Here is a 23,619-nt window from a genome sequence, read left to right as displayed (position 1 = left end):
TTTGATCGGCCGCCGAATCGAACTGCCCGCCGGGCCGGGTTCCGCCACCGGCGCGGGACCGCCGGGCTCGCTCGGGCGCCGTTCCGGCTAGCGCGGGGGACAGCGGGACGGGACTGGCAATTTCGGCCGTCCGGGAGAGGCTCCTCCGGGGTGGCCTGTCCCCGGGCGTGCCCTCTGTCCCCCTTTTGCACCAGAGGGATTGGGCACCTCGTGGCTTGAGGCGTCGGCGCTTTTATGGAAGAGCGCGGGCGATGCCTCAGATGCCGATCATGACCCGCGAGCGGATGACGTTGCTGGGCCAGCTTGTCCGCTACGCGATCACCGGCGTTTTCTCGTCGCTGGTCAACATCGGCATCTATCATGTGCTGGTGAAGGCGAGCGGTCTCGATCCCAATCTCGCCTGGACGATCGGCTTCGTCGGTGCGGCCAGCACCGGCTATGTCATCCACGGCCAATGGAGCTTCAAGGGCCATGGCAGCCGCGACCGGCAGATGCAGCGGATCGTGCGCTACGCCATCGTGTCGCTGATCAGCTTCGCCTGCAACAGCCTGTGGGTGTGGCTGCTCGTCCAGCATCTGGACCTGCCGCTATGGGCGCCCTATCCGCTGGTGTTGTGCGTGACTCCGCTCCTGGTCTTCTGGCTGAATCGCCAATGGGTGTTCGAATGAGCACCGTGCCGGCCGATGCGCCGCTGCTGTCGGTGATCGTTCCCGTCAAGGACGAGGAGGAGGCGATCGGCCCGTTCGTCGCGCGCATGACCCAGGTGCTCGAAGCGCTGCGCGATCCCGCCGGCCAGCCCACGGGCTGGGAGATAGTGTTCGTCGACGACGGCAGCACCGACCTGACCATGGCGGCGATTCTTGCGGCGCACGACGCCGATCCGCGCATCGGCGCACTGTCGCTGTCGCGCAATTTCGGCAAGGAGGCGGCGCTGTCGGCCGGGCTGGACAATGTCCGCGGCGAAGTGGTCGTGCCGATCGACGTCGACATGCAGGATCCGCCCGAGGTGATCGGCGCGATGATCGACAAATGGCGCGAGGGCTATGAGGTCGTTTATGGCGTGCGCCGCAATCGCCTCACCGACAGCTTGCCGAAGCGGCTGACCGCCGATCTCTACTATCGCGCGCACAACTGGCTCTCGATGGACAAGATCCCCGAACATGCCGGCGACTTCCGACTGCTCGATCGCAAGGTCGTCGAGGTGATCAAGCGCATGCCCGAGCGCAACCGCTTCATGAAGGGGCTGTTCGCCTGGTCGGGCTTTCGCCAGACCGCGGTCGATTACGACCGGGTCGAGCGTGCGGTGGGCAGCACCAAGTTCAATTACTGGAAGCTGTGGACGCTGGCGATCGACGGGATCACCTCGGCCTCCACCGCGCCGCTGCGGGTGTGGTCCTATCTGGGCGGGGTGATCGCGCTGCTCGCCCTGGTCTATGCGGTGTTCATCGGAGTGAGGACGCTCATCCTGGGCGCGGATGTCGCCGGCTATCCGTCGCTGATGGTCGCGATCCTGTTCATGGGCGGCGTGCAGCTGCTGTCGCTCGGCATCCTGGGCGAATATGTCGGCCGCATCCTGGTCGAGACGAAGCACCGCCCGATCTACATCATCCGCCAGCGGATCGGCTGCCCCGAGCCTGCCGACCAGAGGATCGCCTGATGGATCGCGCCACCTATGACCGCATGGCCGAGATCGACCGCGACCATTGGTGGTTCGTCGCGCGCCGCCGGATCATCGGCCGGCTGATCGAGCGGCACCGGCCGAAGGCCGGACCGCTGAAGATCCTCGAGGTGGGCGCGGGCACCGGCTCGAACCTCGAACTGCTCAAGCGATTTGGCGAGGTCGACGCGATCGAGCCCGACGATGGCGCCCGCGCTTTTGCCGAGCAACGCAGCGGCCTGAAGATCAAGGGCGGCTATTTGCCCCATGTGCCGCTCGACGATGGCGCCTATGACCTGATCGTCCTGCTCGACGTGCTCGAGCATATCCCGGGCGATGTCGAGGCGCTTGCCTATCTCAAGGGCAAGCTGGCGCCGGGCGGACGGATCATCGTCACGGTGCCGGGCAGCCCGTGGATGTGGAGCGCGCACGACGTCGCGCACCATCATCAGCGCCGCTATACCGACGCCAGCCTGTCGCGGGTGCTGCGGGAAGCCGGGCTGCGCCCGCGTTTCACCACGCATTTCAACAGCCTGCTGTTTCCGTTGATCGCCGGCATCCGCCTGGCGGGCAAGCTGCTGCGCCGCGAGGGCGGCGATGATGCGATGCCGTCGCGACCGGTCAACGCCGCGCTGACGGCGATCTTCGGCGCAGAGCGTCACTGGGTGGCGACGCTCTCCATTCCCTTCGGCGTGTCCATGGCGAGCGTCGCGGAGCCGGTGATCCGGTAGAGCACGCCGCGCTCGCCGCCGTTCCAGACCATCTTGAGGGTCGGATCGTTGGCGGGCCAATGGTCCTGGGACGTGTTGATCAGCCACAGATAATCGAACGCCTGGCGGGGAAACAGCGCGATCGAGCTTTCGATCGAGCGCGCGGTCGGCGCGCGGCAGCGGCGCGGCCGCATCACCTGGGTCGGGTCCTCGGCATAGCCCTTGGCCGGCGCATATTTGATGCTGAGCAATTGCGCGCCCGGCATCGTCCACTGGCCGTTGACGAAGGCCTCGCGCCGCACGATCGCCATCGCGCCGAGATGCTCCAGCCGCGGTGATTCCCACAGCGACAGGCAGGGCAGGTCGACCAGCGCGAACACCCGGCTCTGCGGCTCGACATGGTCGAGCGCGGCGAGCTGCTTCTCCTGCCAGGTCGAGAAGGCGATGAAGCGATCGGTCGACTGGTAGACGCGGAAGCCGAAGATGATCAGCGCCAGCGCCGCGATGGTGTTCAGCGCGATCCGGTTGGTGAAGGCCGGCACCACCCCGATCACGCCGATCGCGATCACATAGGGCGCCAGCCGCATGTCGGCATAGGCCGAGCCGATCACGATCCGCGGCATCAGGATATAGGCGATGATCAGCACCAGCAGCGCGACGCCCAGGGTGCGGCGCATCCGGAAGCCATATTGTTGCCAGCCGATCGAGCTCATGCCGAACAGCACGAGCAGGATCAGCGCGCTGACCAGCGCGATATCGAACTGCATCCAGTGGTTGCGCAGCGACGAGACCAGATAGACATATTTGGCGATCCAGTTGAACCAGTCGACGGTCTCCCCCGCGACATTGCCCGAGCGCCACGCCACCATCAGCAGCAGCGGCGGCGCGAGCGGCAGGCAGTGCAGCGCCCCGCGCCACAGCGATTCGCCATAGCCGCGGCCCTCGACGTCGCGCATCCGCACGATCTCGGCGGCGAAGGCGAGCAGGCCGAGCACGCCCCAGGCGAAGCCATGGCCCAGCCAGATCAGCGCGGCGATCGGCACGAACAGCGCCGCGCGTAGTCGCAGCCGCCCGATCCGAGCCAGATAGAGCCACAGCGCGAACGCGTTGAGCGTCAGCGCCATCGCCAGCACATAGTTGATGAAGCCCCACTGGAACGGCCAGCAATAGGCGAACGGCGCGACCAGCCCGGCCGTCGCGGGCAAGCGGCCATGCACCTCGCGCGCGACCAGCAGCAGGCCGGTGATGGTGAGCGGCGGCACCATCATCACGATCAGCTTCACGCCCAGTTCGAGCCCGAAGATCTTGGCCATCGGCACGACCAGCAGGTCGACGCCGAGATTGCCCATCAACGCCCAGTGGAAGCTGAAATAGCGGGTGAGCAGCGGCGAGGAGGGATCGGCGATCTCGACCCGGTACCGCCCCATATGGCCCATCAGGTCGATCAGCGGCGGCACCTGCGGCTGGATCAGCGGGATGATCGATATCAGCGCGAGAAAGGCGATATACCAGCTACGCGTCCACCAGCCGGACGGCGGCGTTACAGGCGGTGTGGACCGGAACATCGGACCCGCCCTTATGGGGAGCGAGGGGACACCGCAAGAGGTGTCAGCCCGGCATCCGCTTCCACAGTCTGAGCGTGCTGCCTTTCAGGGCCACCGGCTCGAGCCACGCCGGCGTCCGCGCCTGCAGCAGATCGGCCATCAGTCCTCGCGGCGCGGCCCTGCTGTAGATCATCGCCTCGTTGCCGTCCGGATCGATCAGCACATAGTCCATGCCGTGACGCGCCATCATCCTGCGCGCAGCCTCCGGCGGGCCGGTGAAGTCATCGATCACCCGTCGGATCGCCTGCGGATTGCGATGGTGGCCGCTGCCGGCGAAGCTGTGCGGCGTCATCACCAGCAGCCGCGGGGTCAGATCGATTCCGGTCAGCATGGTGGCGGGCGGCAGCCGGGCGAGCGCAGCGAAGGGCGCACAGGGCGCCGGGCACACAGGCGGCTCCGATGCGCCGCTGTTGCCCTGCTCGCCGGCCGAGAGCGCGACAGTGCCGATCAGCACCGCGCCGACCGGCGACAGCGCCAGGATCGCGCCGGCCGACACGATGACCCGCAGCAGTCCATGGCGCCAGCGCCCGACAGCGTCGAGCAGCCGCGCCAGCAGGAAGGCGCCGCCCGGCAGCGCACAGCCCTGCGCGAATCCTCCGGCGCGCTGGACGAGCAGCGACAGCGCGAAGGCCGCGAGCAGCAGCGCGAGCATCATCAGCCAGTCCCGCGCGGCGCGCGCGGTTGCGGCGGAGCGCCAGGCCAGCAGGGTGCCGAGCAGGCCGATCGGTGGAAAGCCGACCAGCAGCAGGCGATTGTCGAAGGGCTGCTTCCAGACCGGTAATCCTTCGAGAACATTGTCGTACCAATAGAAGCGCACCACCGGATCGAGCGCCGCGAATGGCCCGTGGAGGCAGGCTGGCGCGGTGGCGGCCAGCAGGGCCACGCCGGCGGCACCGGCGGCGGCGAGGATGGCGATGCGCAGCGCCATGTCGTAGCGCGAGGCCAGCGGCACGAGCAGCGCCGCGAGTGCGGGCGTCAGCACCATCGGCCCGAACCAGGCCGGGCTGACGGCATCGCAATAATTGCGCGCATAGGCGGCTGGGCCGTGGAACAGGACGAACAGCGCCATGCCCGAAAGCGCGAACGCGCCGGCGAAGGCCTGCAATCGCTTCCCCTCGTCACTCCGGCCTCCGCCGGACTGACGATTGGGGTGAGCATCCGCGCCGAACCGCAGCGCCAGCAGCGCTGCGATCGCCGCCACCATCGGCAGCGCCTCGAGCGAGATCGCCAGCCACAGCGCCGCCGTCGCGCCCGCGATCATCCCGCCGCGCCGTGGCCGCGGATCGAAGCAGGCGGCGATGGTGAACAGGCCAAGCATGGTCTGCCAGCCATGATGGTCGATCCGCAGCGGCATGACATGAAACAGCATCAGCGGCGCCGCCGCCGCCAGCATCACCGCGATCAGCGCGGTGCGCCGGTCGGCGAGCCGTGATCCGATCAATGCCAGCGCCGCCAGCGAACCACCGAAGATCAGCAGGGGCACGGCGCTTATCGCGACGCGCTCCGCCAGCATGGCGCCCAGCATCGGCCTGAGCGCCAGGATCAGCGCCGCGATCGGCAGATCGACGATCCGCGACCAGTGCATGGGCACCCCGTGCGGCGGATCGATGCGATATTGCGAGACGTCGAAAAAGCTCTGCCCGCCGAGCAGGTCGCGGACCTGCTGAAGGCGGAGATAATCGTCGGGATCCCACATGCTCAGAGCGGCGATATGGTGCCGCGCGATGACGAGCAGGATCGCGCTGGCGAGCAGCCAGACCGCGAACACGGAGAGACGCAGCCGCGCGGCGGTCATTCTTCTTTCCCACTCGCTTTCAAGGGAGGGGGAATATGAGCACTCACGCTGCGCGCTTGCTTGCGATCCGCTCCGGCACCAGCCGCTCCGATCGCAGCGCCGCCGCCACGCCGGCATCGTCGCCCTCGGCGCCTGCCTCGTGATATTCGGCGTCCTCGTTGACCGCCCAGACATCGTGCCGCCGTGTTCCGGCGATGATGTTGCGGGCGGTGAGCATCGCCGTCATCATCGCATGGTCCTGGTTGTTGTAGCGGTGCATGCCGTTGCGGCCGACGAAGTGCAGCGTGGGATAGCGCGCCTCCAGTTCGGCGCGCACGGCCGCGACATTGTCGGCATAGCCATCGTCATAGACCGGATAGGCCTTCTCCTGCCGCACGACCGCGCCGCCCACCACCTGGCCGGCATTGCAGAGCCCGAGCTGCGCCAGCTCGCGCGTCGCCAGCGCGATCAGGTCGGCGTCGGAGGAGGTCCACAACCCGTCCCCCTCGAAGCAGAAATATTCGAGCCCGACGCAGGCGAGGTTCTCGTCCGGCACCATCTCGGGCGACCAGCTGCGAAAATTCTGGATGCGGCCGACCTGGACCTTGTCGTCGTGGATATAGATCCAGTTGTCGGGAAAGAGATCGTCGGAACGGATCATCAGCGCGACGGTGAGGAAATCGCGATAGCCGAGCGCCATGGCGCTGGGCAGGCTCGCGGGCACCGGATGGACCCGCGCCGCCAGCTCGCGCATCGGCGCCGAGCTGATGACATGATCGGCGGTGAGCATCGCCAGCCGGCCGTCCTGCCCCATCGCCGCAACCCGCCAATAGCCGGCCGTCGCATCCCAGGACAGCTGATGGAGCTGGTGCCCCATCAGCAGGCGGTTGCCCTGTTCGAGGATGCGGTCGCGCGCGGCGTCCCACATCATGCCAGGGCCCTTGCGCGGATAGCGGAAGCTTTCCAGCAGCGTCTTTGTCTGCATGCCGTCATTGGGCCGCTTGTTGAGCCCCAGCGAACGCCGCATCCCGTCGAGCACCGCCTTGCCCAGGCTGAGACCCTTGATGCGCTGGGCCGCCCAGTCGGCCGACATCTCGTCGCACGGCATGCCCCACACCTTCTCGGTGTAGGTCTTGAAGAAGATGCCGAACAAGCGCGCTCCGAACTGGTTGACCACCCATTGCTCGAAGCTCTTCACTTCCTTGTGGGGGAAGAGTTTCCAGCGAAAGAAGGATGCCATGCACAGGCTCGACTGCCACAGGCCGAGATTGCGCAGCGCTTCGAACGCCCGCAGCGGATAGCTGTAATATTTGCCGCCATAATAGATCCGGCTCATCCGCGGCCGCTCGATGAAGTCGTCGGGCAGCAGTTCGTTCCAGAGATCGACCACCTCGCGCGACTTGGAGAAGAAGCGATGGCCGCCGATGTCGAACCGGAAGCCCTGGTGCTCGACCGTCCGGCTGATGCCGCCGACCTGCACCGGATCCTTCTCGACCAGGGTGACGCTGAACCCTGCCTTGCCGAGCATATAGCCGGCGGTGAGCCCGGCCGGTCCTGCGCCGATGATCGCCACATCGGCGTGATTCGTGGCACGCGGCATGTACTTCCCTCATCGTCCGGAGCTCGGCGGACAATGGCGGGAACGCGTTAGAACATGGTTAACGGGCGTCCGTTCTCTCGCGGAGGTGAGGGCCTCCGGCAAGAAAAAGGCCGGCCCGCCTCGCAGCGGACCGGCCCTGTCTTCAAAACGGCGTCCCTTACGCGGCCAGCTTGCGCAGCACGTAGTGGAGGATGCCGCCGTTGAGGAAATATTCGAGTTCGTTGACGGTATCGATCCGGCAGAGCGTCTCGAACGTCTCGGTCGAGCCGTCGGCGCGAGTGAGCTTCACCGATACGGTCTGGCGCGGGCGCAGGCCGGCGACATTCTCGATGGTGAAGGTCTCGGTGCCGTCGAGCTTGAGCGTCGTGCGATCGATGCCCTCGGCGAACTGCAGCGGCAGCACGCCCATGCCCACGAGGTTCGAGCGGTGGATGCGCTCGAAGCTCTCGGTGATGACCGCGCGGACGCCGAGCAGGTTGGTGCCCTTCGCCGCCCAGTCGCGCGACGATCCGGTGCCATATTCCTTGCCGGCGACCACCACCAGCGGGGTACCCTCCGCCTTGTACTTCATCGCGGCGTCGTAGATCGCCATCACTTCCCCGGTCGGGATGTGCTTGGTCATGCCGCCTTCGATGCCGGGGATCATCTGGTTCTTGATGCGGATATTGGCGAAGGTGCCGCGCATCATCACGTCATGATGGCCGCGGCGCGCGCCATAGCTGTTGAAATCCGCCTTCGACACCTGATGCTCGGTCAGGAAGCGTCCCGCCGGGCTGTCGGCCTTGATCGAGCCCGCCGGGCTGATGTGGTCGGTGGTGATCGAGTCGGCGAAGATCGCCAGCGGACGCGCCTCGATGATGTCCTGCACCGGTGCCGGCGTCATCGACATGCCCTCGAAATAGGGCGGGTTGGCGACATAGGTCGATCCGGCGCGCCATGTGTAGGTGTCCGAACCCTCGACGTCGATCGCCTGCCAGTTCTTGTCGCCCAGGAACACATCGGCGTAGCGCTTCGAGAACATCTCCGAGTCGATCGCCGCCGCGACGGTATTCGCCACCTCCGCGGTCGTCGGCCAGATGTCCTTCAGATAGACCGGCTTGCCGTCGGTCGACTCGCCGATCGGTTCGACGGTAATGTCCTTGGCAGTGGTGCCGAAGATCGAATAGGCGACCACCAGCGGCGGCGATGCCAGATAATTGGCGCGCACGTCGGGTGAAACGCGCCCTTCGAAGTTGCGGTTGCCCGAAAGCACCGCCGAGGCGACCAGGTCGTTCGAGTTGATCGCCTTCGAGATCGGCTCGGCGAGCGGGCCGGAATTGCCGATGCAGGTCGTGCAGCCATAGCCGACGAGGTTGAAACCGACCGCGTCGAGATCCTTCTGCAGGCCTACGCGGTCGAGATAGTCGGTGACCACCTGCGATCCGGGAGCAAGGCTGGTCTTGACCCAGGGCTTGGCCTTCAGCCCGAAGGCGTTCGCCTTGCGCGCAACCAGGCCGGCGGCGACGAGCACCGACGGGTTCGAGGTGTTGGTGCAGCTGGTGATCGCGGCGATCACGACATCGCCATGGCCGATCTGGAAGTCTTCGCCCTCGACGGCGACGCGCTTGTCGCCTTCGTCGCCCTTCTTGTAGCCCGAGGCGAGCTCATTGTTGAAACCCTCGTCGACCGAGCTGAGCAGGACGCGGTCCTGCGGGCGCTTGGGGCCGGCCATCGACGGCAGCACGGTCGACATGTCGAGCTCGAGATTGTCGGTGAACACCGGATCGGGGGCGGTCGCGTCGCGCCAGAAGCCCTGCTCCTTGGCATAGGCTTCGGTCAGCTCGATCGTCTCCGCCGGGCGGCCGGTGAGGCGCATATAGACGAGCGTCGCGTCATCGATCGGGAAGAAGCCGCAGGTGGCGCCATATTCCGGCGCCATGTTGGCGATCGTCGCGCGGTCGGCGAGCGACAGCGAGTCGAGGCCCGGGCCGTAGAATTCGACGAACCGGCCGACCACGCCCTTGGCGCGGAGCATCTGGGTGACGGTCAGCACCAGGTCCGTGGCGGTGATACCCTCGGTCAGGGTGCCCGACAGCTTGAACCCGACCACTTCGGGGATCAGCATCGACACCGGCTGGCCGAGCATCGCAGCTTCGGCCTCGATGCCGCCGACGCCCCAGCCGAGCACGCCGAGGCCGTTGATCATCGTGGTATGGCTGTCGGTGCCGACGCAGGTGTCGGGATAGGCGACCGGGGTGCCCGAGCCGTCGGCCGAGCTCCACACCGCCTGGGCGAGATTCTCGAGATTGACCTGGTGGCAGATGCCGGTGCCGGGAGGGACCACCTTGAAGTTGTTGAGCGCCTTCGAACCCCAGCGGAGGAATTCATAACGCTCGCCGTTACGGGCATATTCGAGCGCGACATTTTCGTCGAACGCCTTCGGCGTGCCGAAGCTGTCGACCATCACCGAATGGTCGATCACGAGATGGACCGGCACCAGCGGATTGATCTTCTGGGCGTCGCCGCCGAGCTTGTTCATCGCGTCGCGCATCGCGGCCAGATCGACCACGCAGGGCACGCCGGTGAAATCCTGCATCAGCACGCGCGCCGGGCGATACTGGATCTCGCGGTCGGACTTGCGCTCCTTCTGCCAGTCGATGATCGCCTTGACGTCCTCGACGGTCACGGTGACGCCGTCCTCGAACCGCAGCAGGTTTTCGAGCAGCACCTTCATCGAGAAGGGCAGGCGCGAGATATCGCCGAGCTGGCCCGCCGCCTTGGCGAGCGAATAATAGGCGTAATGCTTGCCGTCGACGTTGAGGGTAGAGCGGGTTTTGAGAGTGTCCTGACCGACGGCCGTCATTGCTGTAGCCCCTGTGCTGCAATTGCGAGAATCCACGGGGCTATAGCGAGCGCGATGGCCAAACGAAAGGGGCCGAAGCCGCGATTATCCTGCTTCGATCGGCCGGCCCAGATCGGCGAACGCCTGCGCCACCGCCTGCGCGCTCGACAGCACGCCGATGGCGCTTTCCATGCCGCACAGGTGGCACAGCATGTCATGCGACTGGCGCGGCCGCTCCGACGACCTCGCCACCGCGCCGAGCAGCATCGATTCGGCGATCGTCATGCGGCAGCAGCACGAGGGCGCGATCATGATCGATCGCTGCGAAGCACGCGCCATCTCGGCCATCAGCGCGCGCATCAGCACCAGCGGACGGCGGAAGGACAAGCCGAAAGCGCCGATCAGCGCGCTGGCGGCCTGGGCGTCGCCGAGCCCCCCGACTCCCATCCGGCGCACGCTGCTGAGGAACAGTCGCGCACCGCTGCCATCGGGGGTGCTGTGGGGCAGAAGGCGGGCGGTGGACTCGGCGTGCTCGGACATGGTGCTCTCCTTTCGAATACCGAGAACAGATCATTTATGCTATTGCAAGTCAATCGCAATAAAGAAGGGCGGCGGTCAAAGGAACCGGCGCGGCGATCGGCTCTTTGCCAACTGCTCGATCTCCGCCGATAAGGCTGGCAGGCTGCGAGTCGATGATCGGCGATCAAGGCGGCTGAGGAGAGGATATGGCGGAGATATCGTTCGCCCCGTCTGGCGCCGCCGTGCTCGAGCGCGCGACCGCGCTGCAGAGCTGGCAGATCGGCGAGGTGAAGGTCAGCAAGCTGGTCGAGTTCGCGATGAGCGCGGCGATCGAGGATATCTTCGCCAATGCGACCAGCGAGGCCTTCCGGGCGATCCCCTGGCTCCAATCCGATTTCCGCAGTCCCGAGGGGCTGGCGCTGATGAGCATCCATGCGCTCATCGTCGAGACGCCGACCCGGCGGATCATGGTCGATACCTGCGTCGGCAACGACAAGGAACGAGCGTCGCCGGGGATGGAGCATCTCCAGACCCCGTTCCTCGCCAATCTGGAAGCCGCCGGCTTTGCGCGCGAGAGTTTCGACGTGGTGCTGTGTACCCACCTCCATTTCGACCATGTCGGGTGGAACACGATGCTCGTCGACGGGTGCTGGACGCCGACATTTCCCAAAGCCCGCTATCTGATCAATCGCACCGAATATGATTATTGGGAACGCGACGAGGGCGTGTACACCGGCAATGACTGGGCGCTGGTCCAGCGCCAGACCTTCGCGGATTCGATCCGGCCGGTGATCGATGCGGGTCTGGTCGATCTGGTCGAGGGGATCCATCAGGTCTGCGACGAGGTCAGCCTGGTGCCGACGATCGGCCATTCGGCGGGGCATGTCAGCATCCGCATCCGCTCCGGCGGCAAGGAGGCGCTGATCACCGGCGACATGGCCCACCATCCGAGCCAGCTTGCATATCTCGAATGGGGCATGCCGATCGATCATGATGCCGAACAGGCGATCCGCACCCGCCAGGCGGTGTTCGCCGACGCGGCGGAGCGCGACGTGCTGATGATCGGTACGCATTGGCCGGGGGCGACCGCGGGACGGATCATCCGCGACGGGACGGTTTTCCGGCTGGAAATCTGATGACGTGCCCTTTCCCTTCGGGGCAGGGACAGGGCTTCAATCGATAACGGTTCCGTTCAGCGCCAGCGCCTCGCCGGCCAGGTAGAGCGAACCCGCGATCAGCACGGTGGGTGGCGCGCTACCGGCATGACGCCGTGCGATCGCGGCGATCGTCGCCTCGATTCCGTCACAGGCAACCGCGGTGAACCCAGCCAGGCTGGCGATCTCCGCCAGTTCGGTTGGCCTGTGGTGGGCGTGGCCCCGCACCGGAACCATGTGGAAGCGGGCGTGCAGCTGTCCCATGGCGGCGAGGAAGCCGGCGGCGTCCTTGTTCTCGAGCAGGCCCATGACGATGTGCAGCGGCCGGTCGATCGCGACATGGCTGCGCAGGAAGTCGCCGATAACGCGGCCCGCAGACGGATTGTGGCCGCCATCGATCCACAGCTCGGCCCCGGGCGGCAGCTTTTCGACGAGGGCTCCGCCGCGGACATTCTGAAGCCGGGCCGGCCAGTCGGCCCAGCCCATTGCGGCGCGTAGCGCCGAGGCGGGGATGGCGAGGGCGTCCTGCTGTCGCAGCATGGCGATCGCCAGGCCTGCATTCATCGCCTGATGCTGCCCGGCAAGGCCCGGAAGCGGCAGATCGAGCTTGCCCGCGCCATCGCGATAATGGAGCCGGCCCTGATAGGCGGCGGCATCCCAGGATCCGCCCTTCATATGCCAGATGGCGCCTGCTGCATCGATTACCTGGCCGACGCGATTGGCGATCGTCGCCGGATAATGGAGCGTGACGATCGGCACGCCGCGCTTGGCGATGCCGGCCTTTTCGGCGGCGATGTCCTCGATCGTGTCGCCGAGGAAGCTCTGATGATCGAGCCCGAGCTGCGCGACCCCGCAGATCAACGGCGCGGGGATGATGTTGGTGGCATCGAGCCGTCCGCCGAGCCCGACCTCGATGATGCAGGCATCGGCCGGCGCCCGCGAGAAGGCGAGCAGCGCAGCCGCGGTGGTGACCTCGAAGAAGCTTGCGCCGATGCCGTCCGCGACATCGAGCACCTCGGCGAGCAGCGGCGCAAGCTCGGCATCGGCGATCAGCTCGCCGGCGATGCGGATGCGCTCGTTGAAGCGGATAAGATGGGGGCTGGTGAAGACATGGCAGCTCATCCCCGCGGCTTCGATCGCCGCGCGCAGATAGGCGCAGGTCGATCCCTTGCCGTTGGTGCCGGCGACGTGGAACACCGGCGGAAGCCTGCGCTCGGGGTGGTCGAGCCGCTCCATCAGCTGCGAGATACGCTCGAGCCCGAGGATATCGGCGCCGGGGGAAAGCAGCGTCAGGCGATCGAGCTGGGCCTGGACGGCCGGGTCGGTGGAGGAAGCGTGGTCGGCCATACGACTGAAGCGTTCTCGTAAAACGGTCCGTCATTCCCCAGAAAGCGGGAATTTACGGCCAGGGAAGGTTAGATCCTCCATCGCCCCTCCTCCATGGATTCCCGCTTTGGCGGGAATGACGGAGAGGATAGTCCTGTCCTGCCGCTGAGGCTAGGCCGCCTTTTTCCCAGGGCAGAGGAAGTCGATCAGCCGCGCCAGCTCGGCGCGCAGGCTGTGACGGTCGACGACCATGTCGAGCATGCCGTGCTCGAGCAGATATTCGGCGCGCTGGAAACCTTCGGGCAGCTTCTCGCGGATCGTCTGCTCGATCACCCGCTGTCCGGCGAAGCCGATCAGGGCGCCCGGCTCGGCGATCTGGATGTCGCCCAGCATGGCGTAGGAGGCGGTGACGCCGCCGGTGGTCGGATCGGTCATCACCACGATATAGGGCAGCCCGGCCTCGCGCAGCTTGGCGATCGCCACGGTGGTGCGCGGCATCTGCATCAGCGAGAGGATGCCCTCCTGCATGCGTGCGCCGCCCGCCGCGGTGAAGATGATATAGGGGCATTTGTCGGCGATCGCCGCGTCGATGCCGGCGATGAAGGCGCTGCCCACCGCGAGGCCCATCGATCCGCCCATGAAGGCGAAGTCCTGCACGCCGACCACCGCCCTGAAGCCCTCGATCGTGCCGCGGGCGTTGATCAGCGCGTCCTGCTCGCCGGTCGCGGTGCGGGCGGTCTTGATGCGATCGCTGTAGCGCTTGGTGTCGCGGAACTTCAGCGGATCTTCGCGGACCTGCGGGCTCGGCAGCACGGTGTGGACGCCGCCGTCGAACAGGTGGTCGAAGCGCGCACCGGGGCCGATCCGGCCATGATGGTTGCATTTCGGGCAGACCGACAGGTTTGCCTCATATTCCTTCGAGAAGATCATCTGCTGGCAGGCTGGACATTTATGCCAGAGATTGTCGGGGCTCTCGCGCTTGGCGATGAACGGGATCTTCTTGCGGACACTGTCGAGCCAGCTCATGCGGCCTTCTCCCTGACGGCGCGACGGACCGCCGCGCTCAAGGTGGAAATGAAATCGCGGACCAGCGGCGCTGAGCCCGCGCCATGCTCGCCGATCAGCTCGACGATCGCGGAGCCGACGACGACGCCATCGGCGACGCGGCCGATCGCTTCGGCCTGCTCGGGCCCGCGCACGCCGAAACCGACCGCCACCGGCAGGTCGGTCGCCGCCTTGAAGCGGGCGACGGCGGCCTCGATGCTGGCCTGCCCCGCCTGCTGCAGGCCGGTGATGCCTGCCACCGAGACATAATAAAGGAAGCCGGACGCGCCTTCCAGCACGGCCGGAAGCCGCGCGGCATCGGTGGTCGGCGTGGCGAGGCGGATCAGGTCGAGCCCTGCCGCGCGTAGCGCCGGGCCAAGCTCGGCGTCCTGCTCGGGCGGGATGTCGACGCAGATCACGCCGTCCACCCCGGCGCGAGCGGCTTCCGCGGCGAACCAGGGCGCGCCGCGGCGGACCATCGGATTGGCATAGCCCATCAGCACCAGCGGCACGCTGGGATGGCGGGTACGGAATGCCCTGGCGATCTCGAGAAGATCCGCCGTGGTGGTGCCTGCGGCCAGCGAGCGGAGATTGGCGCGCTGGATCGCCGGCCCGTCGGCCATCGGATCGGTGAACGGCATGCCGAGTTCGATCACGTCGGCGCCGCCCTCGACCAGCGCATCGAGGATCGCGCCCGTGTCGCCCGGCGTTGGATCGCCGCCGGTGACGAACGCGATCAACGCAGCGCGGCCCTCGGCGCGCGTGCGGGCGAAGCTGTCGGCAAGGCGGCTCATATTTCTACTCCCAGCGCCTTCGCCACGGTGAAGATATCCTTATCGCCGCGCCCCGACAGATTGACCACGATCAGCTTGTCGGCGGGGAGGCCCGGCGCGATCTTCTCCACCGCGGCGAGGGCGTGCGCCGTCTCCAGGGCCGGGATGATGCCTTCAAGCTTGGCCAGCCGCTGGAAGCTGTCGAGCGCCTCGGCATCGGTGACGGGGACATAGTTCACCCGGCCGATGTCGTGCAGCCAGCTATGCTCGGGGCCTATCCCCGGATAGTCGAGCCCCGCCGAGATCGAATGCGCCTCGGTGATCTGGCCGTCCTCGTCCTGGAGCAGGTAGGTGCGATTGCCGTGGAGCACGCCGGGTTCGCCGCCGGCGAGGCTGGCGGCATGCTTGCCACTGTCGATCCCCTCGCCCGCCGCCTCGACGCCGATCATCTCGACCTGCGGGTCGTCGAGGAATGGGTGGAACAGGCCGATCGCGTTCGATCCGCCGCCGACAGGAGCGATCAGCATGTCAGGCAGGCGCCCCTCCGCCGCCAGCATCTGCTCGCGGGTTTCGGTGCCGATCACCGACTGGAAATCACGCACCAGCTCGGGATAAGGGTGCGGGCCGGCTGCGGTTCCGATGATGTAGAAAGTGTCGTGGACGTTCGCGACCCAGTCGCGCAGCGCCTCGTTCATCGCGTCCTTGAGGGTCTGCGAACCCGAGGTGACGGCATGGACCTCCGCGCCCAGCAACCGCATCCGGAAGACATTGGGCTGCTGCCGCTCGACATCGACCGCGCCCATGAAGATCGTGCAGGGCAGGCCGAAGCGCGCCGCGACCGTCGCGGTGGCGACCCCGTGCTGGCCGGCGCCTGTTTCCGCGATGATGCGGGTCTTGCCCATCCGGCGGGCGAGCAGGATCTGCCCGATGCAGTTGTTGATCTTGTGCGCGCCGGTGTGATTCAGTTCCTCGCGCTTCAGATAGATCTTGGCCCCGCCGAGATGCTCGGTCAGCCGCTCGGCATAATAAAGCGGGCTGGGGCGGCCGACATAATGCGTCATCAGGTCGTCGAATTCGGCCTTGAACGCGGGATCAGCCTTCGCCGCGCGATATTCACGCTCGAGATCGAGGATCAGCGGCATCAGCGTCTCGCTGACATAGCGGCCGCCGAACTGGCCGAAAAGCCCGCGCTCGTCGGGGCCGTTGCGCAGAGTGTTGGGAATGGCGGTCATAATGATGCGATCCGTTGAAGGAAGGCGGCGATCTTGTCCATATCCTTGATCCCCGGTGCGGTTTCCACGCCGGAGGAGATGTCGATCAGCCGCGCGCCGGTGATGGCCGCCGCACGCTCGACATTGGCGGCATCGATCCCGCCCGACAGCGCCCAGCGCTGGGGATGGGCGAAGCCGTCGAGGAGCGTCCAGTCGAAGCGCAGGCCCATGCCTCCGGGCAGCGTGCCTGCCGGGGTCTTGGCATCGTAGAGGATCAGGTCGGCGATCGTGGCATAGGACCGCGCCGCCTGCAGGTCGGTGCGGGTGCGGACCGGAACCGCTTTCCACAGGCCGATCTTCGGATGGCGGGCGCGCAGTCCGGCGACTCGTTCGGGCGGCTCGCTGCCATGGAGCTGGAGCGTGTCGATCCCGCCGACCAGGATCGCCTGGTCGATCAGGGCATCGTCGGCATCGACGAACACGCCGACCTTGCCGATCTGCGGCGGCACGATCGGGGTAAGCGAGGCTACCTGCTCGGGGGTGACGTTGCGCGGACTCTTCGGAAAGAAGACGAAACCGACATGACTGGCGCCCAGCCGCACCGCCGCACCGACGGTCTCGGGAGACGAAAGCCCACAGATTTTGGCGCTGACGCGATTCATGGCGGGCATGTCGGCCTTGCACGGGGCAAGGTCAAGCTTGCCGCTTAGTCCACCGCCTCGGCGATCTGGGTCAGATACTCGAAATCGACGATGCGGATCTTGCCCTGGGTGAGCTCGATCACGCCTTCGCTAGCCCAGGCGGCGAGCTGGCGGTTGATATTCTCGCGGCTGATGCCGACGAAACTGCCCAATTCGGACTGGCTGAGATCGCGCGTCAGCCGCGTGCCGTGGACCTTCTGGTCCGTCAGCCGCTTCAGGTAGCGGGCGAGCCGCGGGCCGGTCGTGAAGGCGCGGTCGCTCTCGATGGTGCTGTCGGTTTCGCGCAGCCGCCGCGCCATTTCGCGCAGCAGCCGGATCGCCACCTTGGGATGGCGCTCGATGAAGCCTTCGAAGGCGGTGCGCGACAGGCGGAAAAAGCGGCCCGCCCACATGGCGGTCGCCGAGGCGGTGCGGGGCTGGCCGTCGAGCACCGCAATCTCCCCGATCACGGTGCCGGCTTCGGCATAATCGAGGATGATCTCACGGCCATTGGGGGTGACCATCGAGATGCGCACCACGCCGTCGAGCACGATCACCAGCGAGGTGCCCTCGTCGCCCTGGCGCAAGATTTCGTCATTGGCGCGGGTCGCGTGGACGCTGCCGACGCTGAGCAGGTCGGCAAGCTGGGCGTCATCGCATTCGGCGAACACGCTGCCCTTCGGCAGGTGCGCGGCAAGCTCGGCTGGCGTCATCGAATATCCCCCCGGTCGGATCCCCATCCTCCGGCGCGTGCAAAGTGCCGACTTTCATCGTTGTTGGCAAGCAAGGGGCTCAGGGCGCGGATCGGGGCTGCCAATCCGGCGCGGCGAGCTCGAAGCCGGCGAAGTCGAACCCCGGCGCCACGACGCAACTCAGCAGCGCCCAGCCATCGCGTGTCTCGGCCGCCTGCCACCAGCCGGCCGGTACCAGCGCCTGTGGCCGCTCGCCCGCCGCGACGTCGACGCCGACCCGGATCGTCTCGACCGCCCCGGAGTCGCCGGGCGCCATCCGCAGATCGATCGCGGTGCCGGCATGGAACAACCACATTTCGGCAGCGTCGACCCGGTGCCAGTGCGAACGCTGGCCAGCTTCGAGCAGGAAATAGATGGCGGTGGCATGGCCGCGTTGGTCGCCGCCCGCCGTTTCGCGCCCCGCCGTTTCGCGCCATGTCTCGCGATACCAGCCGCCCTCGGGATGGGGGGCGAGGCCGAGCGATGCGATCAGCGCCTGGGGATCCATCAGAACAGGCCGCCGCCGATGATCAGCCGGACGATACCGACCACCAGCACGAAGCTGTTGAGACGCCGCCCGCTGTCGTGCTGCGACACCATGCCGAAGCCGGCACCCATCAGCGCGAGCGGCACCACCGCCCAGTTCATCCAGCCGAGGAACGGAAAGAAGCCGAGGATCGCTCCGCCGAGCGCGATGAAGCCGATGATCAGCGAGACGAGATTGAACATGGCGCCAAGCATCGCCGATGAAGGTTCGGATTGCAACAGCTGTACTGCTAATATAATACAGTTTCGGGAGACGCCGCCGAGGAGGAGGACAGGATGCGCAAGGCCATGGCAGGGCTGGCGGTGCCGATGCTGCTGCTCGCCGCCTGCGAGCTGAAGGTCGGCAAGGACGGCCAGGGGTCGGCGAAGCCCGACGCCGATCGCGACGTCGCGATTGCGCAGCCGGACGGGACGCAGGGCGTGTCGATCGCGATCCCCGGGCTCGACGGCCGAATGAAAGTCCCCGGGATTTCGCTGAGCGGCGACGACATGGATATCGACGGGATAAAATTATACCCGGGGACGAAGCTGAACGGCCTCAACGTCACGGCGCGCGAGGGCGCCAGCGACGGGGTCGTCGAGATGCGCTTCACCAGCCCCGCCGCGCCCGATCTGCTCGCCGCTTATTATGCCAGGGCGGTGCGCGCCAGCGGGTTCAGCGGAACCAGCGTCGCCGGCTCCGGCGGCAAGGTAACGCTGACGGCGACGAAGCCGGGCGGCGATGCCGTGATCATAGAAACGGCGCCGGCCGCGGGCGGCACCGCCGGACGGATTCTCGTGAAGGGCTAGGGTCCGACTCCAGGCCCCGACCCTTCGACTAGCCATCCGGCCATGTCGGGGCGGCAACAAGCCAAGCCGCCACTGGCGCCCAATCGCCCTTGCGGCTAAAGGGCCGCCATGCCCCCGCTTTTTCTCGTCATGCTCGGCGGCGCCATCGGCGCAGGCTTTCGCTACCATATCGGCACGGTCGCGCTCAGGAATCTGGGCCCCGGCTTTCCGTTCGGTACCTGGCTCGTCAACCTGCTGGGCGGATTGCTGATGGGCGTGCTCGCCGGGGTGATCGCGCGCACGCCGATCGAGGGCGAGCCGCTTCGGCTGTTCCTCGGCGTCGGCGTGCTGGGCGGTTTCACCACCTTTTCGGCGTTCAGCCTGGAGACTTTCAACATGCTGTCGCGCGGCGAATATGTCATGGCGGGCGCCTATGCGGTGTCGTCGGTCGCGGGGTCCGTGCTGATGCTGTTCCTCGGCCTCGGCCTCGGGCGGACACTGGCATGAGTGAAGCTCCCGCCACCGGCGCCACCCAGGCCGAGATGCGCCAGTTCGTGGTCGCCGACGATGACGACGGCATCAGGCTCGACCGCTGGTTCAAGCGGCACATGCCGGACACCAGCTTCAACATCGTGTCGCGCTGGGCGCGCACCGGCCAGCTGCGCGTCAACGGCAAGCGCGCTGCGCCCGGCGACCGGCTCGAAGCGGGACAGATGATCCGCCTGCCCCCGCCCGAGGTCGCCGCAGCGGCCGCCACCGCCGCGAAGGCGCCGCGTCCCAAGGCCCCGCGCGAACCGCTGTCGGCGGAGGAGACCGAGCTGGTCCGCGGCTTCGTCATCCACCAGGACCGCCAGGCGATCGTCATCAACAAGCCGCCGGGTCTCGCCACGCAGGGCGGCACCAAGACCGAGCATCATGTCGACCGGCTGCTCGACGGGCTCCAATTCGAAGCTGAGAACCGGCCCAAGCTGGTCCACCGGCTCGACAAGGATACGTCGGGCGTGCTGCTGCTCGCGCGCACCTCGCGCGCGGCGGCGCACTTCGCCAAGGCGTTCAGCAGCCGCACCGCGCGCAAGGTCTATTGGGCGATCGTCACCGGCGTGCCCTCGATCACCGACGGCATGGTCGAGTTGCCGATCGGCAAGCAGCCCGGCACCGGCGGCGAGAAGATGCACGTCGACGAGAAGGAAGGCAGCCCTGCGCGCACCCGCTATCGAGTGATCGAGCGCGCCGGCAACCGCGCCTGCTGGGTCGAGCTGCAGCCCTATACCGGACGCACCCATCAGCTGCGCGTCCACATGGCGGCGATCGGCCATCCAATCGTCGGCGACGGCAAATATGGCGGCGCCGAAGCTTTCCTGTCCGGCACGATCAGCCGCAAGATGCATCTTCATGCGCGGCGGCTGAAGGTCGATCATCCCGATGGCGGCGTGGTCGACGTCGTCGCCGAGCTCCCCGAGCATTTCGCGGAGACGTTGCGCAACCTGGGCTTCGAGGAAAGCAAGGGCAACGCCCTGCCTGTGGACGACGTCAAATTCTCCGAAACCGCCGAAGGCAGGCGTCGCGCAATCGCCCACAAGGCCAAGGACGCCCGCAAGGCCCGGCGCGGCGAGCGGCGCGGCCGGAACCGCGAATGAGCGCAGGCGCCGCCAACCGGCTGGCGATCTTCGACTGCGATGGCACGCTGGTCGACAGCCAGGCGAATATCTGCCGCGCGATGATCGACGCCTTCGGCGCCGAGCAGCTGGTGCCGCCGGCCCATGGCGCCATCCGCCGGGTCGTCGGCCTCAGCCTGACCGAGGCGATGCGCGCATTGCTGCCGGAGGGAGAGCCCGCGCTCCATGCCCGGCTCGGGGACATGTACAAGCGCGCTTTCCAGGCGCTGCGCGGTGCTGGCCAGGTCGAGGAACCACTGTTTCCGGGCATCGTCGAGGTACTGCATGCGCTCGAGGCCGATGGCTGGCTGCTGGCGGTCGCCACCGGCAAGTCCGATCGCGGCCTGCGCCATTGCCTCGACGTCCATGGCATAGCCGATATGTTCGTGTCGTTGCAGACTGCCGACCGGCATCCGTCAAAGCCGCACCCGGCGATGATCGAGCAGGCGATGGCCGATGCCGGCGCGCGGCCGGGAACGAGCGCGATGATCGGCGACACCAGCTTCGATATCGGCATGGCGGTTGCCGCGGGCTGCACCGCGGTCGGTGTGTCCTGGGGCTATCATTTGACCGCGGAGCTGTTCGAGGAGGGTGCGCATTTCGTCGCGGAAAGCCCCGATCAGCTCCCTGAAATCCTCCGGCGGGCGATGGTGGCGAAAGCGTGAAGCGTTTCTACAAGACAGTGTCGGTCGAGCCGGTGGCCGGCGGCGGCGCGATCCGGCTCGACGGTCGGGCCGTCAAGACTCCCGCCCGCCTCGAACTCGTGCTGCCCACGCCGGCGCTCGCAGCCGCGGTCGCTGCCGAATGGGAGGCGCAGGCCGAAACCATCGATCCGCGATCGATGCCGCTGACCGGCCTCGCCAACGCCGCAATCGACCAGATCGCGCCCGATCCTGCCGCTTTCGCGCAGATGCTGGCCGTCTATGCCGAGACCGACCTGCTGTGTTATCGGGCCGAGAGCCCGGCCGAGCTGGTTGGGCACCAGGCCGAGTGCTGGGACCCGCTGATCGACTGGGCGCAGCAGCGCTACGGGATCGAGTTCGAGATCGTGCATGGCATCATCCACTGCCCCCAGCCCGATGAAACCATCGCCCGATTGAGCGCGGCGATCCGCGGCTATGGGCACTTCCAGCTCGCAGGGCTGCAGCAGCTGATCACCATATCGGGCTCGCTGGTGATCGCGCTGGCGCTGGCCGAAGGCGAGATCGATGGCCGGGCGGCGTTCGACGCGGCGCACCTCGACGAGCTGTGGCAGGTCGAGCAATGGGGCGAGGACGAGCTGGCCACGTTCGCCCGCGACGCGCGATCGGCGGATTTCAGGGCGGCGGCGCGGTTTCTGGGGTTACTCGTCTAGCGGCTCTTCAGCTCTGAATTCCGCCGCGTGGCAGGAACCAGCGCGCGATGATCAGGCCTGCCACCGACAGCCCGATGAAGTCGCTCAGGAAGAGGTAGGTCCAGTAGCCGAAGCCGAAATGGTTGAAGATCGGCTGACCGAGCTCGGTATAGAGCGTGCCCGCCAGCGCGAACAGCACCGCGACTTGGGCGCGGCTGAAGAAGTCGGTGACCCGCGATCCAATGGCGCCGAGCGCCAGGGCGATGATGAGGCCGGTAACGATCGCGAGCAGGAATCCGGACAGAAGCGCGCCCGAGTCGACGACCGGAAAGCCGGACGTGTTGAAATGCACCATCGCGACCGGGCCGCGGGCGTAAAGCAGGTCGCCGGCCGCGGTGCCGGTGGCGGGCACCAGATAGGTGCCGGTGCCGCTCGTCGTCAGCGTTTCCGCCAGCGCCTGCTGGAGCGCCGCCGATTGCGGCTCGCCGATGCTGTTGAAGGCGAGCAGGCTCAGCGGCGTTCCCCAGAACAGGAACCCCACCAGATACAGCGCGATCCCGGCGACGACGCCGCCGATCAAGGTCTTGGCCATGGGCTGCCTCCTCTCCAAACCAGATCGCGGCAGGCTAGGCTCAATGCCATCGCATGCAAGCCAAACTGCGGTGGGGCGTTGCAGCGGTCGGCTTGCGCGGCGCCCTGGACGCCGCCATGTCCTGCGCCGCGACTGCGCTGGCCTGCGTTATGCCGCGGGCGTCGTCAGCTTGCGGATGAAACCGATCAGGCCGGTCTGGCGGCTGCGCTTGAGGCGCTCCGCTTCGAGGATATCCTTCACCTCGGCGAAGCAGCGGTCGATGTCGTCATTGATGAGGACATAGTCATAACCGTCCCAGTGGCTGATCTCGGCGGCGGCGCGCTGCATCCGGCCGTTGATCACCTCTTCGCTGTCGGTCGCGCGGCGGCGCAGCCGATCCTCGAGCTCCTCCATCGACGGCGGCAGGATGAAGACGCGGACCACATCGCCGCCGCAGGTCTGGTAAAGCTGCTGCGCGCCCTGCCAGTCGATGTCGAACAGCACGTCGAGCCCGGCCGCGAGCATGTCTTCGATCGGCTGCTTGGGGCTGCCATAGCGATGGTTGAAGACATGCGCCCATTCGAGGAACTCGTGCTTCGATGCCATTGCGCGGAAATGCTCGAGGTCGACGAAATGATAATCGACACCCTCGACCTCGCCGGGCCGCATCGGGCGGGTCGTCGCCGAGACCGACATCTTGAGATGGTCGTCGGACGCGAGCAGCCGGCGGGCGATGGTGGATTTGCCCGCCCCGGAAGGCGAGGAGAGGACGAACAGCACGCCACGGCGCTTGAGCGAAAGATGGGCCATGGCGGCACTTGCATCGGACAAGGCGTCCGCGTCAATGCGAGATCGTGCCGCTCGCGGCGCGTCATTCGTGCGAAGAGATGCTCCCTGCGGCGCGGTCCGCCTTGCGACGGTCCATCGCTTTCTTGGCGACCCAGGCGCCGCCGATCAGCAGGCCGATCGGGCCGGCGCGGCGGATGAGGCCGGCGCCGGCCGCGCCGAGAACCGCACCCTTGAGCCCGCCCCGGCCGTCGCGTCGGTCGATCTCGCGGCCGACCAGGGCGCCCAGAATCTTGCCGATCATGCGTGTCTCCTATGGAACTGATTTGACAAGGAATCGCGCGGGATAGGTGGAA

25 protein-coding genes are annotated in these 23,619 nt (G+C 67.0%); 9 read left to right on the top strand and 16 right to left on the bottom strand.

Annotation, left to right across the window (positions count from 1 at the left end):
* Positions 1–251: 251 nt before the first annotated feature.
* From AC1DPF_RS12065 to AC1DPF_RS12055, 3 genes are read left to right on the top strand one after another with little or no spacing between them, the layout of a single operon-like run.
* On the top strand, positions 252–668 hold the full coding sequence (locus AC1DPF_RS12065) for a GtrA family protein (protein WP_477961547.1): 417 nt from the start codon (positions 252–254) through the stop codon (positions 666–668).
* Complete coding sequence (locus AC1DPF_RS12060) at positions 665–1,657, top strand: glycosyltransferase family 2 protein (RefSeq protein WP_477868075.1); 993 nt, start codon at positions 665–667, stop codon at positions 1,655–1,657. Before AC1DPF_RS12065 ends, AC1DPF_RS12060 begins: the two co-directional genes overlap by 4 nt.
* A complete protein-coding gene (locus AC1DPF_RS12055; protein WP_477868077.1) occupies positions 1,657–2,388 on the top strand; it encodes a class I SAM-dependent methyltransferase in 732 nt (243 codons plus the stop codon). Before AC1DPF_RS12060 ends, AC1DPF_RS12055 begins: the two co-directional genes overlap by 1 nt.
* Here the strand turns inward: AC1DPF_RS12055 and AC1DPF_RS12050 are convergent.
* The 5 genes from AC1DPF_RS12050 to AC1DPF_RS12030 all read right to left on the bottom strand — a co-directional run bounded on the left by AC1DPF_RS12050 (position 2,316) and on the right by AC1DPF_RS12030 (position 10,706).
* Positions 2,316–3,932, bottom strand: coding sequence for a hypothetical protein (locus AC1DPF_RS12050; RefSeq protein ID WP_477961545.1), 1,617 nt, complete (start codon positions 3,930–3,932; stop codon positions 2,316–2,318). The genes AC1DPF_RS12055 and AC1DPF_RS12050 overlap by 73 nt on opposite strands.
* A gap of 43 nt (positions 3,933–3,975) precedes the next feature.
* A complete protein-coding gene (locus tag AC1DPF_RS12045; RefSeq protein WP_477961543.1) occupies positions 3,976–5,766 on the bottom strand; it encodes a hypothetical protein in 1,791 nt (596 codons plus the stop codon).
* A 43-nt stretch (positions 5,767–5,809) separates the two neighbouring features.
* Entirely contained in the window at positions 5,810–7,345 is a 1,536-nt protein-coding gene (locus AC1DPF_RS12040; protein WP_477868083.1) for an NAD(P)/FAD-dependent oxidoreductase, read from the bottom strand.
* A gap of 157 nt (positions 7,346–7,502) precedes the next feature.
* A complete protein-coding gene (gene acnA, locus AC1DPF_RS12035; RefSeq protein WP_477868085.1) occupies positions 7,503–10,187 on the bottom strand; it encodes an aconitate hydratase AcnA in 2,685 nt (894 codons plus the stop codon).
* 84 nt (positions 10,188–10,271) lie between these two features.
* On the bottom strand, positions 10,272–10,706 hold the full coding sequence (locus tag AC1DPF_RS12030; RefSeq protein ID WP_477868086.1) for a DUF6628 family protein: 435 nt from the start codon (positions 10,704–10,706) through the stop codon (positions 10,272–10,274).
* A 185-nt stretch (positions 10,707–10,891) separates the two neighbouring features.
* Here AC1DPF_RS12030 and AC1DPF_RS12025 point away from each other — a divergent pair, with 185 nt between their 5' ends.
* Positions 10,892–11,821, top strand: a complete 930-nt coding sequence (locus AC1DPF_RS12025; protein WP_477961541.1) for an MBL fold metallo-hydrolase — start codon at positions 10,892–10,894, stop codon at positions 11,819–11,821.
* Positions 11,822–11,857: 36 nt separating this feature from the next.
* Here AC1DPF_RS12025 and AC1DPF_RS12020 read toward each other — a convergent pair whose 3' ends face one another.
* The 8 genes from AC1DPF_RS12020 to AC1DPF_RS11985 all read right to left on the bottom strand — a co-directional run bounded on the left by AC1DPF_RS12020 (position 11,858) and on the right by AC1DPF_RS11985 (position 18,333).
* Positions 11,858–13,186 carry a bifunctional folylpolyglutamate synthase/dihydrofolate synthase gene (locus AC1DPF_RS12020; protein ID WP_477868090.1) on the bottom strand — a complete coding sequence of 443 codons (1,329 nt, stop codon included), beginning with the start codon at positions 13,184–13,186 and terminating at the stop codon, positions 11,858–11,860.
* Positions 13,187–13,336: 150 nt separating this feature from the next.
* Positions 13,337–14,191: an acetyl-CoA carboxylase, carboxyltransferase subunit beta gene (accD, locus tag AC1DPF_RS12015; RefSeq protein ID WP_477868092.1), complete on the bottom strand. Its 855-nt coding sequence runs from the start codon at positions 14,189–14,191 to the stop codon at positions 13,337–13,339.
* Positions 14,188–15,003 carry a tryptophan synthase subunit alpha gene (gene trpA, locus AC1DPF_RS12010; RefSeq protein WP_477961539.1) on the bottom strand — a complete coding sequence of 272 codons (816 nt, stop codon included), beginning with the start codon at positions 15,001–15,003 and terminating at the stop codon, positions 14,188–14,190. Before trpA ends, accD begins: the two co-directional genes overlap by 4 nt.
* Positions 15,000–16,214: a tryptophan synthase subunit beta gene (trpB, locus tag AC1DPF_RS12005; RefSeq protein ID WP_477868096.1), complete on the bottom strand. Its 1,215-nt coding sequence runs from the start codon at positions 16,212–16,214 to the stop codon at positions 15,000–15,002. Before trpB ends, trpA begins: the two co-directional genes overlap by 4 nt.
* Entirely contained in the window at positions 16,211–16,855 is a 645-nt protein-coding gene (locus AC1DPF_RS12000) for a phosphoribosylanthranilate isomerase (protein ID WP_477868098.1), read from the bottom strand. Before AC1DPF_RS12000 ends, trpB begins: the two co-directional genes overlap by 4 nt.
* Before the next feature lie 44 nt (positions 16,856–16,899).
* Positions 16,900–17,586, bottom strand: coding sequence for a Crp/Fnr family transcriptional regulator (locus AC1DPF_RS11995; protein ID WP_477868100.1), 687 nt, complete (start codon positions 17,584–17,586; stop codon positions 16,900–16,902).
* 79 nt (positions 17,587–17,665) lie between these two features.
* Positions 17,666–18,112: a cupin domain-containing protein gene (locus AC1DPF_RS11990; RefSeq protein WP_477868102.1), complete on the bottom strand. Its 447-nt coding sequence runs from the start codon at positions 18,110–18,112 to the stop codon at positions 17,666–17,668.
* Positions 18,112–18,333 (bottom strand): hypothetical protein, encoded by a 222-nt coding sequence (locus tag AC1DPF_RS11985; RefSeq protein WP_477868104.1) that lies wholly within the window; start codon positions 18,331–18,333, stop codon positions 18,112–18,114. Before AC1DPF_RS11985 ends, AC1DPF_RS11990 begins: the two co-directional genes overlap by 1 nt.
* A gap of 93 nt (positions 18,334–18,426) precedes the next feature.
* Here AC1DPF_RS11985 and AC1DPF_RS11980 point away from each other — a divergent pair, with 93 nt between their 5' ends.
* The 5 genes from AC1DPF_RS11980 to AC1DPF_RS11960 all read left to right on the top strand — a co-directional run bounded on the left by AC1DPF_RS11980 (position 18,427) and on the right by AC1DPF_RS11960 (position 21,927).
* Positions 18,427–18,939, top strand: a complete 513-nt coding sequence (locus AC1DPF_RS11980) for a hypothetical protein (protein ID WP_477868106.1) — start codon at positions 18,427–18,429, stop codon at positions 18,937–18,939.
* Positions 18,940–19,047: 108 nt separating this feature from the next.
* Positions 19,048–19,425: a fluoride efflux transporter CrcB gene (gene crcB / locus AC1DPF_RS11975; RefSeq protein WP_477868108.1), complete on the top strand. Its 378-nt coding sequence runs from the start codon at positions 19,048–19,050 to the stop codon at positions 19,423–19,425.
* The gene (locus AC1DPF_RS11970; protein WP_477868110.1) at positions 19,422–20,555 is read left to right on the top strand and encodes an RluA family pseudouridine synthase; all 1,134 of its coding nucleotides are present in this window, start codon (positions 19,422–19,424) and stop codon (positions 20,553–20,555) included. The genes crcB and AC1DPF_RS11970 overlap by 4 nt, the downstream gene beginning before the upstream one ends.
* Complete coding sequence (locus AC1DPF_RS11965; protein WP_477868112.1) at positions 20,552–21,238, top strand: HAD-IA family hydrolase; 687 nt, start codon at positions 20,552–20,554, stop codon at positions 21,236–21,238. The genes AC1DPF_RS11970 and AC1DPF_RS11965 overlap by 4 nt, the downstream gene beginning before the upstream one ends.
* On the top strand, positions 21,235–21,927 hold the full coding sequence (locus tag AC1DPF_RS11960; protein WP_477868114.1) for an ATP12 family chaperone protein: 693 nt from the start codon (positions 21,235–21,237) through the stop codon (positions 21,925–21,927). The genes AC1DPF_RS11965 and AC1DPF_RS11960 overlap by 4 nt, the downstream gene beginning before the upstream one ends.
* A gap of 7 nt (positions 21,928–21,934) precedes the next feature.
* Here AC1DPF_RS11960 and AC1DPF_RS11955 read toward each other — a convergent pair whose 3' ends face one another.
* The 3 genes from AC1DPF_RS11955 to AC1DPF_RS11945 all read right to left on the bottom strand — a co-directional run bounded on the left by AC1DPF_RS11955 (position 21,935) and on the right by AC1DPF_RS11945 (position 23,567).
* The gene (locus tag AC1DPF_RS11955; protein ID WP_477868116.1) at positions 21,935–22,498 is read right to left on the bottom strand and encodes a hypothetical protein; all 564 of its coding nucleotides are present in this window, start codon (positions 22,496–22,498) and stop codon (positions 21,935–21,937) included.
* 147 nt (positions 22,499–22,645) lie between these two features.
* Positions 22,646–23,287, bottom strand: coding sequence for a guanylate kinase (gene gmk, locus AC1DPF_RS11950; RefSeq protein WP_477961537.1), 642 nt, complete (start codon positions 23,285–23,287; stop codon positions 22,646–22,648).
* A 61-nt stretch (positions 23,288–23,348) separates the two neighbouring features.
* Positions 23,349–23,567, bottom strand: a complete 219-nt coding sequence (locus tag AC1DPF_RS11945; RefSeq protein ID WP_477868120.1) for a hypothetical protein — start codon at positions 23,565–23,567, stop codon at positions 23,349–23,351.
* Positions 23,568–23,619 lie beyond the last annotated feature (52 nt).

The organism is Rhizorhabdus sp. P4_G6, assembly GCF_056401045.1.
This window is presented reverse-complemented; position numbering and strand designations above follow the sequence as displayed.

What these genes read in the sequence shown, in the direction of transcription:
- AC1DPF_RS12065 (WP_477961547.1), top strand. Translation starts at nt 252, where the DNA reads ATGCCTCAGATGCCGATCATGACCCGCGAGCGGATGACGTTGCTGGGC.
- AC1DPF_RS12060 (WP_477868075.1), top strand. Translation starts at nt 665, where the DNA reads ATGAGCACCGTGCCGGCCGATGCGCCGCTGCTGTCGGTGATCGTTCCC.
- AC1DPF_RS12055 (WP_477868077.1), top strand. Translation starts at nt 1,657, where the DNA reads ATGGATCGCGCCACCTATGACCGCATGGCCGAGATCGACCGCGACCAT.
- AC1DPF_RS12050 (WP_477961545.1), bottom strand. Translation starts at nt 3,932, where the DNA reads ATGTTCCGGTCCACACCGCCTGTAACGCCGCCGTCCGGCTGGTGGACG.
- AC1DPF_RS12045 (WP_477961543.1), bottom strand. Translation starts at nt 5,766, where the DNA reads ATGACCGCCGCGCGGCTGCGTCTCTCCGTGTTCGCGGTCTGGCTGCTC.
- AC1DPF_RS12040 (WP_477868083.1), bottom strand. Translation starts at nt 7,345, where the DNA reads ATGCCGCGTGCCACGAATCACGCCGATGTGGCGATCATCGGCGCAGGA.
- acnA (WP_477868085.1), bottom strand. Translation starts at nt 10,187, where the DNA reads ATGACGGCCGTCGGTCAGGACACTCTCAAAACCCGCTCTACCCTCAAC.
- AC1DPF_RS12030 (WP_477868086.1), bottom strand. Translation starts at nt 10,706, where the DNA reads ATGTCCGAGCACGCCGAGTCCACCGCCCGCCTTCTGCCCCACAGCACC.
- AC1DPF_RS12025 (WP_477961541.1), top strand. Translation starts at nt 10,892, where the DNA reads ATGGCGGAGATATCGTTCGCCCCGTCTGGCGCCGCCGTGCTCGAGCGC.
- AC1DPF_RS12020 (WP_477868090.1), bottom strand. Translation starts at nt 13,186, where the DNA reads ATGGCCGACCACGCTTCCTCCACCGACCCGGCCGTCCAGGCCCAGCTC.
- accD (WP_477868092.1), bottom strand. Translation starts at nt 14,191, where the DNA reads ATGAGCTGGCTCGACAGTGTCCGCAAGAAGATCCCGTTCATCGCCAAG.
- trpA (WP_477961539.1), bottom strand. Translation starts at nt 15,003, where the DNA reads ATGAGCCGCCTTGCCGACAGCTTCGCCCGCACGCGCGCCGAGGGCCGC.
- trpB (WP_477868096.1), bottom strand. Translation starts at nt 16,214, where the DNA reads ATGACCGCCATTCCCAACACTCTGCGCAACGGCCCCGACGAGCGCGGG.
- AC1DPF_RS12000 (WP_477868098.1), bottom strand. Translation starts at nt 16,855, where the DNA reads ATGAATCGCGTCAGCGCCAAAATCTGTGGGCTTTCGTCTCCCGAGACC.
- AC1DPF_RS11995 (WP_477868100.1), bottom strand. Translation starts at nt 17,586, where the DNA reads ATGACGCCAGCCGAGCTTGCCGCGCACCTGCCGAAGGGCAGCGTGTTC.
- AC1DPF_RS11990 (WP_477868102.1), bottom strand. Translation starts at nt 18,112, where the DNA reads ATGGATCCCCAGGCGCTGATCGCATCGCTCGGCCTCGCCCCCCATCCC.
- AC1DPF_RS11985 (WP_477868104.1), bottom strand. Translation starts at nt 18,333, where the DNA reads ATGTTCAATCTCGTCTCGCTGATCATCGGCTTCATCGCGCTCGGCGGA.
- AC1DPF_RS11980 (WP_477868106.1), top strand. Translation starts at nt 18,427, where the DNA reads ATGCGCAAGGCCATGGCAGGGCTGGCGGTGCCGATGCTGCTGCTCGCC.
- crcB (WP_477868108.1), top strand. Translation starts at nt 19,048, where the DNA reads ATGCCCCCGCTTTTTCTCGTCATGCTCGGCGGCGCCATCGGCGCAGGC.
- AC1DPF_RS11970 (WP_477868110.1), top strand. Translation starts at nt 19,422, where the DNA reads ATGAGTGAAGCTCCCGCCACCGGCGCCACCCAGGCCGAGATGCGCCAG.
- AC1DPF_RS11965 (WP_477868112.1), top strand. Translation starts at nt 20,552, where the DNA reads ATGAGCGCAGGCGCCGCCAACCGGCTGGCGATCTTCGACTGCGATGGC.
- AC1DPF_RS11955 (WP_477868116.1), bottom strand. Translation starts at nt 22,498, where the DNA reads ATGGCCAAGACCTTGATCGGCGGCGTCGTCGCCGGGATCGCGCTGTAT.
- gmk (WP_477961537.1), bottom strand. Translation starts at nt 23,287, where the DNA reads ATGGCCCATCTTTCGCTCAAGCGCCGTGGCGTGCTGTTCGTCCTCTCC.
- AC1DPF_RS11945 (WP_477868120.1), bottom strand. Translation starts at nt 23,567, where the DNA reads ATGATCGGCAAGATTCTGGGCGCCCTGGTCGGCCGCGAGATCGACCGA.